This window comes from Endozoicomonas sp. (assembly GCF_965196975.1).
In the GTDB taxonomy this organism is placed as follows: domain Bacteria; phylum Pseudomonadota; class Gammaproteobacteria; order Pseudomonadales; family Endozoicomonadaceae; genus Endozoicomonas.
Window position 1 is genome coordinate 2,943,603 of sequence record NZ_OZ239981.1, and the last position, 16,009, is coordinate 2,959,611.

Below are 16,009 nucleotides of genomic sequence, written 5' to 3' on the forward strand. Positions count from 1 at the left end.
CACTACTCCCAACTTCCTGCACTTTTTATTAATTATCAAATAAAGTGAAGCAGAAATTTTAAGAAGACACATTTAATTAGACTAGTTAAAAGAACAGCCAATCCTTTTAAAACAAACAAAAAAAAACAACCCAATAAAAAATAAGAAAAAAACCAAAAATAATAAATTAGAAATTAAAAAAAAATAAACATTCCATTTTTTTATAAAACACAAACCACACAAAACCCTATAGTTAATTAACAGAGCTGATTAAAATCAGTATTAGACCAGTCAATATGCCTAAACGCATTCAGACATGATGCAGTATCCAAATGACTCTGAATCAATGGCTAACATTCGAAGTCATTTTATGGATACACAGAAGGGCATTCATTCTGAAGAACACTTGTCCATCAAACTGCTCAAAGCGGTGTTTCTCTGCGCCTGCCTACTAGGAATTCTATTAAGCCTCTTCCAGGTATTATTGGACGCTCGTTTGTCCAGCAAAGCGATAGACCAAAAAGCATTAGAAATGTTGGCGATGATTCACGAGCCCGCCAGCAGAGCAGCTTATCGTCTGGATACCAGCATGGGTCAGGAAGTACTTAATGGTTTGCTGGAAATGAGATCCGTTCAGGTGGCTGCGATTCGACTTGATGGTGCATCTGATCTAGCCATGGTAGAAAGGCCCATTTTTGCTTCTAGATACCGCCTGCTGTCAGACTACCTGTTTGCTCCCATTCGCATATACCGTCAGCCTTTGTATGGCCATGAACCCAAAGAAGAATACTTTGGAGAGCTGATTCTTTCGATTGATACGGCTCATGAAGGCAAGGATTTTATTCAAAGATCCATTGTTGTTGTCTTTGCTGGAATCATTCGAGCCACAGCCATGGCTCTGTTGCTGTATCTTATATACTCAACTTTTCTAACCAAACCCCTGAACCGTTTGATTCGTCATTTATCAAGTATTGATCCGGAGGAGCCAGGGCAGCAGCAATTACCAATGCCTAAAGGCAATGAAAATAATGAGTTAGGACTCTGGGTGAAAACAGCCAATAAATTATTAACGTCCATTGACTATCACCACACGCTACGCCAAAAAGCAGAAGCCCGTATTATGAGGCTCTCTCAGTATGATTACCTGACCAGACTGCCAAACCGACGCACCATACAAAACCAGATCAGTACGATGATCAAAAAAGCCGCCCAAAAAAACGAAAATATCGCTCTGCTCTGCCTGGGGCTCGATGACTTTAAGTCACTGAATGCCCAGGTAAATTTTAATGCTGCCGAGCATGTTCTGGTCAAAGTCTCTGACCGTATTAGAAACCATATTGGAAACAAAGCTTACATCGGCCGACTGGGTGAGGATCAATTTGCCATTATTCAGTCGCAGATCGAACAGCCATACGAAGCCGCTGAAATGGCGCAAGCCCTTATAAAACAGTTAGATCGGCCTTTTGAAATCAATGGAGAACAGCTGACCATAAGTGCCACAGTCGGGATTACACTGTTTCCGGATGATGGTGAAGATGTAGACACCCTTCTGCAACAGGCCGAATTTGCCATGATTATGGCAAAATCGAGAAGCCGCAATCGTTATCAATTCTATGTAGCCACCATAGATACTGAGATTCGTCAGCGTAAACGACTGGAGATGGACCTGCACCAGGCTCTGGAGCATGAGGAACTCAGTCTTGCCTTTCAACCACAGTTTAATTACCAGAAAGGCAAGCTAATCGGTGCAGAAGCGCTCCTTCGCTGGAACCATCCTGAGAAGGGGCTGATTTCTCCGGATATGTTTATCCCCATGGCAGAACACAGTCTGGATATCATTCCCATCGGAGACTGGGTTCTGGAAAATGCATGTTCGCAGTTACACCAGTGGCACCTGTCTGGGTATCAAGATCTTCGGATGGCGATCAACCTCTCAGCCGTTCAGCTTCAGGATCAAGGTATCGTCGATCGTCTTGCGTTTCTTCTGGAAAAGTATCAAATCCCACCAGAAACATTGGAGCTGGAAGTTACCGAAACGTCCATTATTGATGATCTGGAAACCTCAAAAGCACAGCTGCAAAAAATCAAAGCAATAGGGGTAACACTGGCTTTGGATGACTTTGGAACCGGTTATTCCTCACTGGGTTACCTCAAACAGTTTCCATTCGACAAAATCAAAATTGATAAGTCTTTTGTTGAAGGACTTCCTGATAACCGGGAAAACTGTGGCATCGTCGAAGCGATTGTTCAGATTGGCAAGAGTTTCGGCCTGAAAGTACTGGCTGAGGGTGTAGAAACAATGGAACAGGCAGTCTATCTTGCCAGAAAAGGGTGCTTGGAAGGCCAGGGCTATTACTATGGAAAGCCATTATCCGCACAAGGCTTCATTGATCACATATCAAACCAGCATACCTCACCACATAACGCTAATAAAAAAAGCGAAGGTGATGATCATCAGGGAGGTAGCCATGACTGACCACCCCATAGCCATATTATTGGACTCCCGGCAGGCCGGCGGTATTGAGACCCATGTTTATCAACTTGGTAAAGCACTGAAAAATGGTGGCTGGCCTGTAGAAATCTGGTTTTACCAGCAATATCAGACAGAACATCCTCTTATACAGGCTTTAAAAGATTCTGAAATCAGATTCCGCTACCTTAATGGGAACTTGCCTCAACTGATTTCAACACTCAAATCCACACAGCCCCTTTTACTTCACACCCATGGGTACAAAGCCGGTGTTTTTGGTCGCCTGGCGGCCTTGTTAACTAGAACGCCTGTCGTTTCTACCTTTCATAATGGCGACCCTGGCGAGGGTATTGTTCGTCTGTATACACTTCTGGATCAGTTGAGCAGCCCACTCTCCATAAATATTGCGGTTAGTGACGATATTGCCAAGCGTTACATCAGTGCACCTCATCGCATCAATAACTTTGTGGATGTCCCAGAAAATCACTCATATTCTGGAAAAGCAATCGCCTTTGTTGGACGGTTAAGTCACGAGAAAGGCCCTGACCTCTTCCTGCAACTGGCCAAGCATCAACCATTGCTTCCCTTCAGGCTCTATGGAAGCGGGCCAATGGAAAATCTACTTCGAAAACAGCGAGTCAATAATGTCATGTTCATGGGGCAGGTTAACTCCATGGATGCGCATTGGCGTGAAATTGGTCTGTTATGTATCACGTCTCGTTTTGAGGGCTTGCCCATGGTAGCGCTTGAAGCCATGGCTCACGGTATACCTGTTCTCAGTTTTCCTCTGGGGGGGTTACCCGACCTCATTGTTCAGGGTTTCAATGGCTGGATTTCTCCGACTGGTGATCTTAACGGCATGAGTAATCTGCTCCAGTTCTGGTTTTCCCTTCCCGAAGCAGTGAAATGGCAACTCAGAGAAGCTTGTGTTGCAACCATCATCAACACCTACTCCAGTCGAGCTATCCTCCCGCAGGTTCTTGAGGTTTACCAACAGGCTGTGCTGTCAAAAGGGTACGATTGGCCAAATACGCCCAAACAAGTATCAGCCTCAGGCAACAAAACACAGGAACGCTCCCAACCAGTTGGATGAAACGAAATGGAACTTGGCCAGAATGTTATTAAAGGATTAAAAGTTGGGGCTGTACTGCGCTTTGCCGCACAGGTCTTTACCTGGCTCAATACACTGATTCTGATCCGTCTCCTGACTCCTGATGATTATGGCCTTATGGCCATGACCATGGCATTTATTGGAATATTTGCCCTGATGGGTGACTTTGGTATTGGCAAAGCAATCATTCAGGCAGAGGAACTCAGCACAATCCAACTCAGGCAGGCATTCACCATTAACATTGTTTCATGCCTGATATTTTTCAGTTTTTTCTTTTCCATGGCTCCGGTTATTGCCAGTTTCTTCGATGAACCCAGGGTAACCGTTCTGGTGCAGGCTGTTGCCTGTCAGCACCTTATGATGGTGTTCCATACACTGCCATATGCCATGGCCAGCCGCCGGATGCTGTTCAAAGAACGGGAAAAGGTTCAGTTTTATACGGCACTGATGACCAGTGTTGTTACCATTGCCATGGCAGCTTCCGGTCTCGGTGTATGGTCCTTGATTCTGGGGCACTTGTTCATGCGACTGGCTCTGGCTATTGGTTATAACTGCATAGCCCCCTGTTGGGTCTGGCCAGCATTAAGCTTTCATGGTTTTTCCAAAATGGCGGGGTTTAGTGGCATAGCCACAGTCAACGATGTGTTACGCTATTTTGTGAATGTATTTGGAAACATCAGCATAGGTCGCCTGCTTACTAAAGCCGATCTGGGGGTATTCTCCGTTGCCAGGAACCTGGCCAACCTGCCAAGTGACAAGATAGGAGAGCTTCTCAACCATCTGGGGCTTTCATCCTTTGCCAAACTGCAAAATGAACGCGCGGTTGCCGGCCAGTATCTGCATAAGTCTGTTCAACTCGCCAGTCTGGTACTTTTTCCAATGTACCTCGGCATGTGTGCCATATCACCCGAATTGATCACACTGATACTCTCGGAAAAGTGGGCTGCAGCCATTGTTCCGTTTCAAATTCTATGTCTAACCAGCCCATTCCGAATGTTATCGGAAATGATGGCTACTGGCATCACTGCGGTTGGAGAACCAGGGAAAAACAGTCGTGCCCTCCTCCTGACAGTCCTTACACTACCAATCTTTTTCTTTGGCATCCAATATGGAGTAGAAGGCGCTTGCTGGGCATGGTTAACCATTAACCTGATCAGTTTCACTATTCATTTGAAATTCATGTTACCCGCCTTTGAGTTGAAAATTTCATCGTTTCTTTGTGCCCTTCTACCCAGCTTCTGCAGCTCTATTCTTATGTTAGTAGGCCTAATGTTACTTCGTAATCAACTGGCTGGTCAGGTTCATGAAGCGACGTTACTGTTCATGATGATTTTGACGGGGGCCATGATTTTTTCAGTGGTCCAGTTACTTCTCTTTCGACGTCAGCTTTTTACAACCCTCAGGTATTTAAGGCACTAGGGGTTGTACAATATGCAGCTACCAAACATTGAACGACTGTTTATTAATCGCTACCAGACGGTAACTGTTGCTGCGTATTGTGCTCTTGCAGCTCTTCCAAGCTTAATATTTCCACACCCGATAGCCTTACTGCCGCTGGCAGTGATCCCGTTAGGACTGATGTTTATCCTCAGAAAACCATTTGTGGTTTGCCTAACCTTCATACTCTTCTCTTTTTTCAGGCTTCATGAGGTATTCCCACAACTGGACCCCATCAAAATTCCACTGCTCACAGCACTTGGTTCCTACTTTGTTCTGGCCTGGCATATCATCCTGACTCAGAAAGTTCAGGTCTACTGGCGACATGAGCATACTATTTTTGCCCGTTTCTTCGGCTGGGTCGTCATTGGTATTGCATTTTCCAGTTATCCTCCTTCAGCCTTCAGCAGTTTTACCAGTGTATATATGAAGATCGGCATTATGGTTTTAGCCATCTCATGGCTGATGACCGAACACTGGCACTTCAAACTGGCTCACTTTCTGATTATCTGCTCAGGTCTCGCAGTGGGTGGCGTCACGCTTTACAACAATGCCAACGGTATAGGTATGGTAGAAGAAACTCGTGTCACCATCCCGGGCACCAGTTTGGGGGACCCCAATGACCTGTCGCTGGTTCTCAGCTTTCCCATGAGCTATGCCGTAGCCTTCGCGACAACCAGAGGAACAGGAAAAATACGAACACTTCTGGGCTTGATTGGTGTTGTTGTTTTCGTTTCCTCCATCATTGCGACTCAAAGTCGTGGTGGCTTGCTGGCTACCGTCGCTGTGTTTGGTATCTTCGGGTTACGGATCATCAAATCAAAGCTGTTACTCATCAGTATTGGCAGTTTTGCATTGATGATTCTGGTCGCAGCTGCAGGAATCAGTGACCGCAAATCGGGAGGAGCAGCTGAGGATGGTGTTGATGAATCAGCCATGGGACGTATCCATGCCTGGGAGGCTGCATTTAATATGGCACTGAGAAACCCAATGACCGGTGTGGGCTTATCTCTCTTCCTCGATAATTACTGGGACTATGCGACCCATAGTCGAGCGGAGGGCCAGGCCCACGTTACCCACAGCACCTGGTTCCAGGTCATGTCAGAGTCGGGGTTTGTCGGTTTTGGCCTGTTTGGTTTTATGATTTTCACTATTTTCATGTCCATACTGAGCTCGCTGAGACGGCTGGATCGAAATAAAGGTTCGCCGGAGTATGATCCACACATGACGGCCATTGCAGTGGGCACCTACGCAGGGCTGGTTGGTTTTTGCGTATCGGGAACCTTCTTGAGCCAGGGCTTTCTATGGCCGGTCTATATAATCACATCCATCAGTATTGCCATTGCCAACTATATGGACAATCACTACCCACCTGAGAAAGCAGACCTACAAAAAACGTCTATAGTTAATGGATCAGGAGAAACCAGACACGGCAAGGGTTTGCCAAATGTTAGACAGCCTAAAGGCTCGAATAAAAAACAGTGATTCTGTGGCGGGAAGAGCTCTGTTCTCTCTCTTAAAATCCATTCGAAACATTGAAATGCCGGTAATAAAGCCTGTTCATGGATACCTTTACCACCAGCATAAAATGCTTACCGGTATCATCAGCAGCCTGTGTCGTATTTTATACTGGACACCACTGTTCAAATCCCGACTTGCCAATACTCCCAGAAAGCTCTATCTCTATTCCGGCATGCCTCTTCTGCTGGGACCATTAAGCATCACCATGGGTGACGATTGCAGACTGTCTGGCCATACCACCATCAGTGGAAGAGCCTCAGCCCAAACAAAACCAGAGCTGAAAATTGGTAACAATGTAGGCATCAGCTGGCAAAATGAAATTTTTGTCGGCAACCGAATTGAAATTGGCAACAACGTTCGGTTGGCCGTGAAAGTCAGACTGGTTGGTTACCCTGGGCACCCCGTTGACCCGGCAGCCAGAGCCCGGGGAGAACCAGATACTGATGATCAGATTGGCAGCATTATTATCGAAGACGATGTATGGCTGGCAGCTGGAGTAACGGTTATGAGTGGAGTAACTATTGGCGCCGGAACGATTGTGGCCACAGGCAGTGTTGTAACCAGAGACTTACCTCCTGGTGTTCTTGCTGGAGGTATTCCTGCCAGGGTCATCAAATCGCTGGATTTGCCATCGGAGAGTAACAATGGCTGATCTGATTGTATTTGGAGAAGATTGGGGAGGCTTACCGTCCAGCACCCAGCACCTTATCAGCCATTTAATGAAAAGGCATCGAGTAATCTGGGTAAATTCCATAGGAATGAGGTCACCACGACTTTCTTTCAGTGATATGAAAAGGGTCTATCAAAAGATCATGGCCATGCTGAAGCGCTCTGATAAACCCTCTCAACAGTCTTCAGAGCAAATAACACCGATCATCATTAATCCAAAAGTGCTTCCTTTCCATAGTTCTAAACTGATTCGTCAACTCAACAAACGACTGCTGCTCAGGGATATTAACAGAGCAATAGAGCAGGAGGGTTTTGAAAAGGTTATTCTATGGCTCTCATTACCGACTGCCGTTGATATGATAGGCAGCTTAAGTGAGCGTGCTTCTATCTATTATTGTGGTGATGATTTTGAAGGCCTTGACGGAGTTGATCATAAAACGGTCAAACCCTTAGAACAGGAACTGGCGAAAAAGGTTGACCTGATCCTTGTCGTCAGTAAAACACTGGCCAGAAAATTCACCAACCCTAACACCATTATTTTGCCTCATGGTGTTGATTACCCACTCTTTTCATCGCCAACAATCAAGCCCCATGACTTGCCTGAAAATGCGCCAATAGCAGGTTTCTACGGCAGTATTTCTCCCTGGTTGGATACCGATATGCTTGCTCAGTCAGCCATTGCCTTACCCAGTTGGCAGTTTGTTTTTATTGGCGACATCAAAACGAATGTCTCCTCGCTGCAGGCTCTGCCCAATGTCCATTTTCTGGGGCCAAGACCCCATAACCAGTTGCCTTCCTATGTGCAACACTGGAATGTGGCCATGCTTCCCTTCCTCGGCAACAAGCAGATAGAAGCCTGCAACCCTCTGAAACTCAGAGAATATCTGGCATCCGGTACCCCCATTGCGGCAACGCCTTTCCCGGCAGTCAGAGAATATGAGAATCTGGTTGCTATTCAGTCCCCCAAAGAGCCGTTTTCCCGAGTTATTTTGAGGGCCAACAAGCAACAGAAAGAAAAAAGTATACGTCAGGATACGGTATCAAATGAATCCTGGCAGCACAGAGCCACTCAACTGGAGGCTCTAATTAACCACCTGTCTCGATAATAAAACCTCGCCCCATTACCTCCTAAAACAACAGCTACACTTAATAGTAATAACGTATAAGCACATGTGTTTATTATAAAAAATGTCATAAAAATAAACATTTTTGCTGATCAGGAAATCAATTACCCGCAGAAAGACAAAAAACTGTCAATCAATGACAAAGATCTCTCGGAGTAATTGGCAATCTAAGATTTAAGGTTGATAACAGGGAAGTCACCGTGATTAAGCGATATGGACTCCATACCCTTGTCGTAGCGATGTTTGTCAGTACGCTCCTGATTTCTGGTTGTAATTCAAATCTGAACTTCAAGACGATAATGGAAAGAGAGCAGGAACAATCAGCGCAACAGATTTCTGAAGCTATTTCCCGGATGAATCAAGCTGAAGAATCATTGCCCATTTCTAAAAACATGTATCGTCGCCAACTGTCTATTAATTTTACTCAGCAGGAGCTGCAGGCTAACGGCCAGCATAAACAAATCATCGACCTATTTTTTAAGTCACTTCCGGAAAGCCAGCAACTTAACATTATTATTTCAGTTGCCCCTTCTTCTGCCGGTGAGCCATTCAAAACTCTTAATGACTCATGGACGAGGCTACAGAGTCTGAAAAAAATTCTGGCGCAATACAGCAAAGAAATAGAACTGGTTTACCAGCCTGAACTTGAACTTGATTCAGCCACTATTCATGCGGTGGGAAGTAATATCAAAGGAGATTATGGTGTCCAGTGAAATCCTGAGAAACCTGTTTCGACTTCTCAGCGCAGCCTGGCGCAGACGCTATACCATTTGTGTGCCTATTCTGATCATGCCTGTGGTTGGATTTATTGCCAGCTTTATGGCTCCAAAATATTATGAAGCACACACCACCATACTCCTGCAAAACACTACCGAGCTTAACCCAATTCTGGAAGACTTTACGATTTCTACCAATCTGGAAGAAAGGCAGTTGGCTCTTAAGATACTGCTAAAGAGCCGTAAGGTTTTAAAAGGGGTAGCCAAAGCCGTTGGGTTTATCGACCATAAATCCTCTGAAGAGGAAATCGATGAGGCCATTGACGAACTTTCACGTTCATTATCCATCGTCTTTGGTGGTGACCTGGTTAAAATTTATTATCGCAGTGAAAACAAAACCGATATTAAGGAGTTATTAACTAAAGTTACCAAACATTTCCTTACCCTTGTGCAAGCACCACAGAAATCATGGCAGGTAGCCTCTACCCAGTTTCTCAAGGATCAGGTTGACCGCAGACACAAGGAGCTGTCTGAGGCTGAATTGAAACTTTCTGAATATAAGGCGAGATTCGCCCTGGAGCTCCCTGAACTCCACAAGGCAAATGTTACCCGGCTTGCAGAACTCCGCCAGCTTCTCATGGAAAAAGAGACAGAGCTCGCTGGAGCCAAAGCAGCCATGGAAGAGTTTAATGGTAATCTGGCGCAAACCAACCCCGTAATCGGAAAATTAGAAGAGCGCATTATTAATACCCGTGCCACTCTGAGCATGCTTCGCTCTCGTTATACCGAAAAACACAGTAAAGTTCAGACGCTGGTAAGAGAGCTGGACAGAATGAAAGCTGAACGACAGAGAATGATTACAGAAAGTCGCCAGCTAAAAACTGAAGACGTTCAACGCCTCTGGAATCTTGCATCATCAACTCCCTCCGTCTCAATGGATAACCCTCAGGGAGGACAGACCACGATACTGGCCTCTCAGCTTCAGGCGGTTCAGGATGCCAAGGCCAAAGTAAACAGTCTTGAGAACGAAGTAAAAAATATAAAAGAACAAACCGATCAGCTTCAGAATAAAGTACAGCAATTTGCAGAAGTAGAAAGGACCTTGGTAGAGCTTCAGCGCGATTTTGGTATTAAGCAGAAACTGTATGATGATTTTCTTAATCGATACGTCATGGCAAAAGTAACGGAGGATCTCAGTTCTTATCAAGAATCAGAGCAAGTCAAAATCATCGATGAACCCTTTACTCCCAGCAGCCCTAATCAGCTTCCCGCATCGTTATTTATTATTGCTGGTATATTTGCAGGTTTGGGTATCGGCACTGGGCTGGCGGCCATTTCGGAAATCTCCGATACCACTTTACGACTTCAGGACAGTATTGAGCGAATTGCGGGTGTCCCTGTTCTGGCAAGAATACCATCAATGCCTAAAGCGCCGTCTTTGATTTACGACCCAGAAAAGGACTGGTTCGATGAGGGAGGAGTACCATCATGACAGCCCCTCTCATCGTGGCACAGATAGTCCAACACCTTGCCCCGGGTGGTATTGAGACAATGGCTTTGGATTTACAGCGCAAAGCTGAATACCCAGAGAATGTTCACATAATCAGTCTTGAGGGAAAACTGTCTGAAGCTGTTAAGCATTGGTCAAGACTTCAGAAACTGGAAAGAGTTCACTTTCTTACTAAACCTCCGGGATTAAGCTTTTCAACCATTACAAAGCTATCGCAACTTTTACGACAGCTCAATATCGATGTGATTCATACTCACCATGTCGGCCCCCTGCTTTATGGCGGTATTGCTGCCAAACTGGCTGGCTGTGGCCATGTACATACTGAACACGATGCATGGCACCTTAACAATCAAAAACGACGCTGGCTGGTAGCAGCCTGCTTCCATCTGCTAAAGCCTTCCGTTGCTGCAGATGCAGAGCTGGTTGCAACCAGTATTCGACAACATATTCCACTGTTTACGCCATCAGTAATTCTTAATGGAATTGATACGGACAAGTTCCAGCCTTCAAATCAGGTAACAGCAAGGATGAATCTGAACTTACCTACAGGGGTTCCCATTATTGGCTGTGCAGCTCGTTTTACCGAGGTTAAATGCCATAATCTTTTGATTCATGCCTTCTCAAAGCTACCTGAAAACACGCACCTTGCCCTTGCCGGTGGAGGAGAACTTGAGCATGAGCTGAGAAGTTTAACCACACGGCTTAACCTAGAGGAGCGGATACACTTTTTAGGTGTCATTGATGACATGCCCAACTTCTATCATGCCATTGATATTTTCTGTCTTGCATCGAAAAAAGAAGGACTCCCACTCTCGCCACTGGAAGCTCAGGCATGCCAGAGAGTTGTTGTCATGACGGATGTCGGCGGGTGTCGTGAAGCTGTTGATCCAGACAGTGGGATCCTGATAAAAGCTGGAAGTACTCAGGAGCTGGAAGCAGCCCTCAAAACACAGCTCACTTCAGGTATCAATCCTCAGAAGCAGAAATCTGCACGTAACTTTGTGGCCAATCATTGCAATCTGGAGAGAATGACCAGGCAATACAATAACCTGTATTCCGGGAGGCCAATATGATTGATTGGCTGACCTTAATTATCTTTTTTATGGCTGGTATGGTGATTGTTTATCATCATATTGGTTATCCATTGATTCTTAAGCTGGTAACACAGGGCCTTGAAAACACATTACCCTCCTTTTATCACCGAAACTATCAGGTCACACCACTTGATCACATGCTGCCAAGCATTAGTTTGATCATGCCAGCCCATAATGAAGCAGACACCATTCAGGAGAAAATAAGAAACCTCGCCGCCCTTGATTACCCCGACTATAAGTTAAAAGTTATTCTGGTTTGCGATGGCTGCACAGACAATACCGCCCAGCTGGCAAAAGAGGCACTTAATGAGCCCGAATGCTCCCATTTAAACCTTACTATCGTAGAAAAACCTGAAAACTGTGGAAAAGTAGCGGTTTTGAATGAGGCCATCAGTTTATCCCGATGCAGTGTAGTTGCCCTCTCTGATGTTTCATCACTTTTATCCATTGATAGCCTGTTAATCGTTGCTGCCCATCTCAGCAATGAAGATACCGGGGTAATTTGTGGCAGCTATCACTTTTTGCAATCACTCAGTGTTGGAGAACAGGCATACTGGCAGTATCAACGAAGCATTAAAACGCGGGAAAGCACACTCGGTGCAACACTGGGTGTTCATGGTGCATTTTATGCGTTTCGGCGCGATTTGTTCGACCTGATCCCCGCAGATACCATCAACGATGACTTCACCCTTCCTGTTCAAATAATTATGAAAGGCTACCGTTGTCTATATGATCCAAGAATAATTGCCATGGAGCTGGAACAGGCTTGTAATGAAATGGACTTTCAACGAAGAAAGCGAATTGCTGCTGGCAATGTGCAACAGGCTATTCGTCACGCGGGCTTGCTTCATCCAAAGTATGGAAAGATTGCATTCAACTTTTTCTCAGGTAAATTTCTGCGCCCATTCATGCCTGTATTCCTGTTCATGACGCTGATGTCTTCCGCTTTGCTGGCTCAGTCATACACCCTTTTTCAAATTATTCTTTTCATTCAGCTGGGTGTTTATGGAGTAACTGCTGTTTATATTCTCCGACGCTCACAGCCAGCTCAGAAAAAATTAAGAGTTCTTTTTTATCTGGTATCCGGCCATATGGCCATGGCTATCGGCTTGATTAACTATCTATCCGGTCAAAGTAAGGGCCAATGGAAAAGAGTAAATACTGAAACATAAGGATATTTACCACGTACTTAAGGAGTGTACTTATGAAAGAGTCAACTTATGTCCATCCTCTCGCCTCAGCGGGAAAACGAGTAATGGACATTCTCATCGCACTGACAGGGTTATTAATTACCCTGCCCTTGTTTCCATTTATCGCACTGGCTATTCGTCTGGATAGCCCAGGTCCAATTATTTATCAGCAGATGCGTATTGGTTATCAAAAGGAAAACTACATTCGCTTATTCATGATGAAAAAATTCAGAACCATGCGCAATGATGCCGAGTCAGGAACTGGCCCCGTTTGGGCTCAGAAAAACGACCCGAGAATTACCAAAATTGGTAATTTCCTGCGAAAAACGCGTCTTGACGAACTCCCACAACTCTGGAATGTACTGGTAGGTGACATGTCTATAGTTGGCCCAAGACCTGAGCGGCCCGGCATGTATAATAAACTGGAAACCAACATTCCCTTTTACAGTGAAAGAACATTTGATGTGGTTCCTGGTATTACTGGTCTTGCCCAGGTAAATATGGGTTATGATGAAACATTGAATGATGTAAGGAATAAAGTTGCCTATGACCATGCCTATGCTCTGGCCCTGAGCAACCCATGGGAATGGTTGAAAATGGACATTTACGTGATGTTCAAAACCATTTTCGTTATGGTGACAGGCAGGGGACAGTAGAGCTGCTTTAAGTCACTTGATGAAACAGAACACCAGCAATCTCATCCAGCCCCTGCCTTAAAGCCTCTCGGCTATGGACACCTGACTGGAAGGTATCCGCCAATGGCATTGTATAGACCTTGCACTGTAAGTTCTCGGATTGCTCATTTTCAGCAGGCCATAATAATACGTCTGGATACACACCTGTCATTTCATTCATCCATGACAGTTTATCGCTAATGGACATTTTACCAACAACCGACATTTCCTGATTGATATTACCAACAAAGACTTTCAAGGCGCTGCTTCCAACAATGCTTTCAGCAACTTCAGGCATTAAAAGCGCGGGCAAAACACTGGTCATAAAACTACCAGGCCCGAGAATAATCATATCTGACTCTTTTATCTTGGCAACAGCTTCATCCGTTGGTTGTATTTCAGGGAGAATCATTAGTTTCTCGGGACACTGCTCCAATGAGTCAATAGCCGTTTCACCAACAACTTCCTGACCATTTACAATTGCACCCAGTCGAGCTGGCTCTTCTGACATAGGAATCAACTCTGCACCGACCTGCAGCATCTGGCGAATCAGGTTTATTGCATCCAGTGGGCGAACACACATTTGATCCATTGCCAACAGAATCAGGTTTCCCAGGTTATGTCCACTGATATCTCCGCTGTTTTTAAAGCGATATTCAAACAGGATGCGTGCAAGGTTTGGACTATCCGAGCAGAGTTGGTTAAGACAATTTCTGAGATCCCCCCAGGCAATACAGCCACTGGCGTCCCTGAGCCGACCTGTTGATCCCCCATCATCAGTTGTCGCAACGATTCCTGACAGACGCTCACCAAGAAAGCCCAAACTTGCCATGACACGTCCAAGGCCATGACCACCACCAATAGCAACAATCCGGCGACACTGATAAAGTGTTTTTACAGAATACATGGTAAATTCTTCTGTGAGTTCATAATATGCTTTAGCGTGACCACCGTATCATGTTTAAACATGGGCCTGATTGATCCTGTTTAACATTCCAGTGGACAAAGCACGCTGAACATTGCTTCGAATGTAATCGGCCAGCACATCAGATTCTTGGGGGCTCAGAGAAAGTCCCAGCTTACTTCTTCGCCACAGCAAATCATCTACTTCCATGACCCACTCTTTGTTGATCAGGTAATCAACTTCACATTGAAACAGACCTGCCCCAAAGTCGATTCCCAAATCTCCAATGCATGTCACTCCATCCAATAGTTCATGAACAAGAGCTCCATAGCTATACACATAACGTGTGGCTATCTGCTCAGGGAGCCATGGGAAAGACTCTTTCACGTTCACTAAGTATTTTTCAGTCTTTACCGCTCCAGGCAAGAGGCTTTCTTTCGTCCACTCTCCCGTCGCCTTTGGAAAATAAATTGCCAACCGATTCATGGCATGTTCAGCCAACTTTCTGTAAGTTGTCAGCTTGCCCCCAAAAATAGAAAGCAAGGGGGTCATTCCATTGTCATCATTGAGCTCAAAAGAGTAATCCCTGGTAACAGTTCGAGCATCGCTTGAATCATCTTCAAACAGTGGTCGAACACCTGAATACTCCCAAATGATGTCTTTGACTGACGTCGTGCTCTTAAAGTGATCATTCACTATCTGACAAAGATATTCCCGTTCATGTTCAGAGCAAGCAGCCAATAACGGATTGCCAGAATATTCAACTTCTGTTGTACCAATCAGGGAGTAGTTTTCAAGGAAAGGAATAACAAAAACAATTCTTTTATCCTTATTCTGAAGGATATACGCCTGAGCCCCCTGGTACACAGCAGGAACAACGATATGGCTGCCCTTCACAAGGCGAACCCTCTTTTCTGACGTTACTGAAAGCCCTGTAAGAACATCCGCAACCCATGGACCAGCAGCATTGACCAGTGATTTTGAAGTTACCTCTGTAATTTTTCCAGTTAGTAAATCTTCAAGAGTAATGTGCCACACGTTATTGCTACGAAAGCCTGATACAACTTTGGTCCTGGTATAGATCACACCACCACGCTCTCGAACACCCTGCGCATTCAGTAGTACAAGGCGTGCATCATCAACCCAGACATCTGAGTATTCAAACACTGTTTCAAATGTGTCTTGTAGAGGACTATTGGCATTAGGGCTGATTCGGCGGCTACCAGGCAATGTGTTTCTTCGACTTAGATGGTCATAAAGGAATAACCCAAGCTGAACCATCCAGGCTGGCCGTAGCTCCGATTGATGAGGGAGATGAAAACTCAGAGGCCAGGATATGTGAGGCGCCATTTTCAGTAGCGTTTCACGCTCTGCAAGCGCCTCTCTGACCAGTCGAAACTCATATTGCTCAAGATAGCGAAGACCGCCGTGAATCAATTTGCTACTGCACGAAGACGTGGCTCCAGCCAGATCCCCCATCTCACATAAGCAAACCTTGAGTCCACGTCCTGAAGCATCGTAAGCAATACCAACGCCGTTAATACCGCCACCGATAACGAGGAGATCATAGTCTATTGCCTGTCTAGCCAATCCCACCATGATCTCTCCTG

13 protein-coding genes are annotated in these 16,009 nt (G+C 45.3%); 11 read left to right on the forward strand and 2 right to left on the reverse strand.

Annotated features, from left to right (window positions below):
• Positions 1–349: 349 nt before the first annotated feature.
• From ACOCLE_RS13320 to ACOCLE_RS13370, 11 genes are all read left to right on the forward strand, one after another.
• The gene (locus ACOCLE_RS13320; RefSeq protein ID WP_419537088.1) at positions 350–2,455 is read left to right on the forward strand and encodes a putative bifunctional diguanylate cyclase/phosphodiesterase; all 2,106 of its coding nucleotides are present in this window, start codon (positions 350–352) and stop codon (positions 2,453–2,455) included.
• A complete protein-coding gene (locus tag ACOCLE_RS13325) occupies positions 2,448–3,542 on the forward strand; it encodes a glycosyltransferase family 4 protein (RefSeq protein ID WP_419537089.1) in 1,095 nt (364 codons plus the stop codon). The genes ACOCLE_RS13320 and ACOCLE_RS13325 overlap by 8 nt, the downstream gene beginning before the upstream one ends.
• 6 nt (positions 3,543–3,548) lie before the next feature.
• Positions 3,549–4,979 carry a lipopolysaccharide biosynthesis protein gene (locus tag ACOCLE_RS13330; RefSeq protein WP_419537090.1) on the forward strand — a complete coding sequence of 477 codons (1,431 nt, stop codon included), beginning with the start codon at positions 3,549–3,551 and terminating at the stop codon, positions 4,977–4,979.
• 12 nt (positions 4,980–4,991) lie between these two features.
• Complete coding sequence (locus ACOCLE_RS13335) at positions 4,992–6,482, forward strand: O-antigen ligase family protein (RefSeq protein ID WP_419537091.1); 1,491 nt, start codon at positions 4,992–4,994, stop codon at positions 6,480–6,482.
• Positions 6,483–6,486: 4 nt separating this feature from the next.
• Positions 6,487–7,170, forward strand: a complete 684-nt coding sequence (locus ACOCLE_RS13340) for an acyltransferase (RefSeq protein ID WP_419537092.1) — start codon at positions 6,487–6,489, stop codon at positions 7,168–7,170.
• Positions 7,163–8,293: a glycosyltransferase gene (locus tag ACOCLE_RS13345; RefSeq protein ID WP_419537093.1), complete on the forward strand. Its 1,131-nt coding sequence runs from the start codon at positions 7,163–7,165 to the stop codon at positions 8,291–8,293. Before ACOCLE_RS13340 ends, ACOCLE_RS13345 begins: the two co-directional genes overlap by 8 nt.
• 218 nt (positions 8,294–8,511) lie before the next feature.
• Positions 8,512–9,024 carry a hypothetical protein gene (locus ACOCLE_RS13350; RefSeq protein ID WP_419537094.1) on the forward strand — a complete coding sequence of 171 codons (513 nt, stop codon included), beginning with the start codon at positions 8,512–8,514 and terminating at the stop codon, positions 9,022–9,024.
• Complete coding sequence (locus ACOCLE_RS13355) at positions 9,011–10,519, forward strand: GumC family protein (protein WP_419537095.1); 1,509 nt, start codon at positions 9,011–9,013, stop codon at positions 10,517–10,519. The genes ACOCLE_RS13350 and ACOCLE_RS13355 overlap by 14 nt, the downstream gene beginning before the upstream one ends.
• The gene (locus tag ACOCLE_RS13360) at positions 10,516–11,610 is read left to right on the forward strand and encodes a glycosyltransferase (protein ID WP_419537096.1); all 1,095 of its coding nucleotides are present in this window, start codon (positions 10,516–10,518) and stop codon (positions 11,608–11,610) included. The genes ACOCLE_RS13355 and ACOCLE_RS13360 overlap by 4 nt, the downstream gene beginning before the upstream one ends.
• Positions 11,607–12,803, forward strand: a complete 1,197-nt coding sequence (locus ACOCLE_RS13365) for a glycosyltransferase family 2 protein (protein WP_419537097.1) — start codon at positions 11,607–11,609, stop codon at positions 12,801–12,803. The genes ACOCLE_RS13360 and ACOCLE_RS13365 overlap by 4 nt, the downstream gene beginning before the upstream one ends.
• Before the next feature lie 32 nt (positions 12,804–12,835).
• The gene (locus tag ACOCLE_RS13370) at positions 12,836–13,477 is read left to right on the forward strand and encodes a sugar transferase (protein WP_419537098.1); all 642 of its coding nucleotides are present in this window, start codon (positions 12,836–12,838) and stop codon (positions 13,475–13,477) included.
• A gap of 7 nt (positions 13,478–13,484) precedes the next feature.
• Here the strand turns inward: ACOCLE_RS13370 and ACOCLE_RS13375 are convergent, their stop codons facing one another.
• Positions 13,485–14,402: a gluconeogenesis factor YvcK family protein gene (locus ACOCLE_RS13375; protein ID WP_419537099.1), complete on the reverse strand. Its 918-nt coding sequence runs from the start codon at positions 14,400–14,402 to the stop codon at positions 13,485–13,487.
• Between the two features lie 54 nt (positions 14,403–14,456).
• Positions 14,457–15,998, reverse strand: coding sequence for a glycerol-3-phosphate dehydrogenase (glpD, locus tag ACOCLE_RS13380; RefSeq protein WP_419537100.1), 1,542 nt, complete (start codon positions 15,996–15,998; stop codon positions 14,457–14,459).
• Positions 15,999–16,009 lie beyond the last annotated feature (11 nt).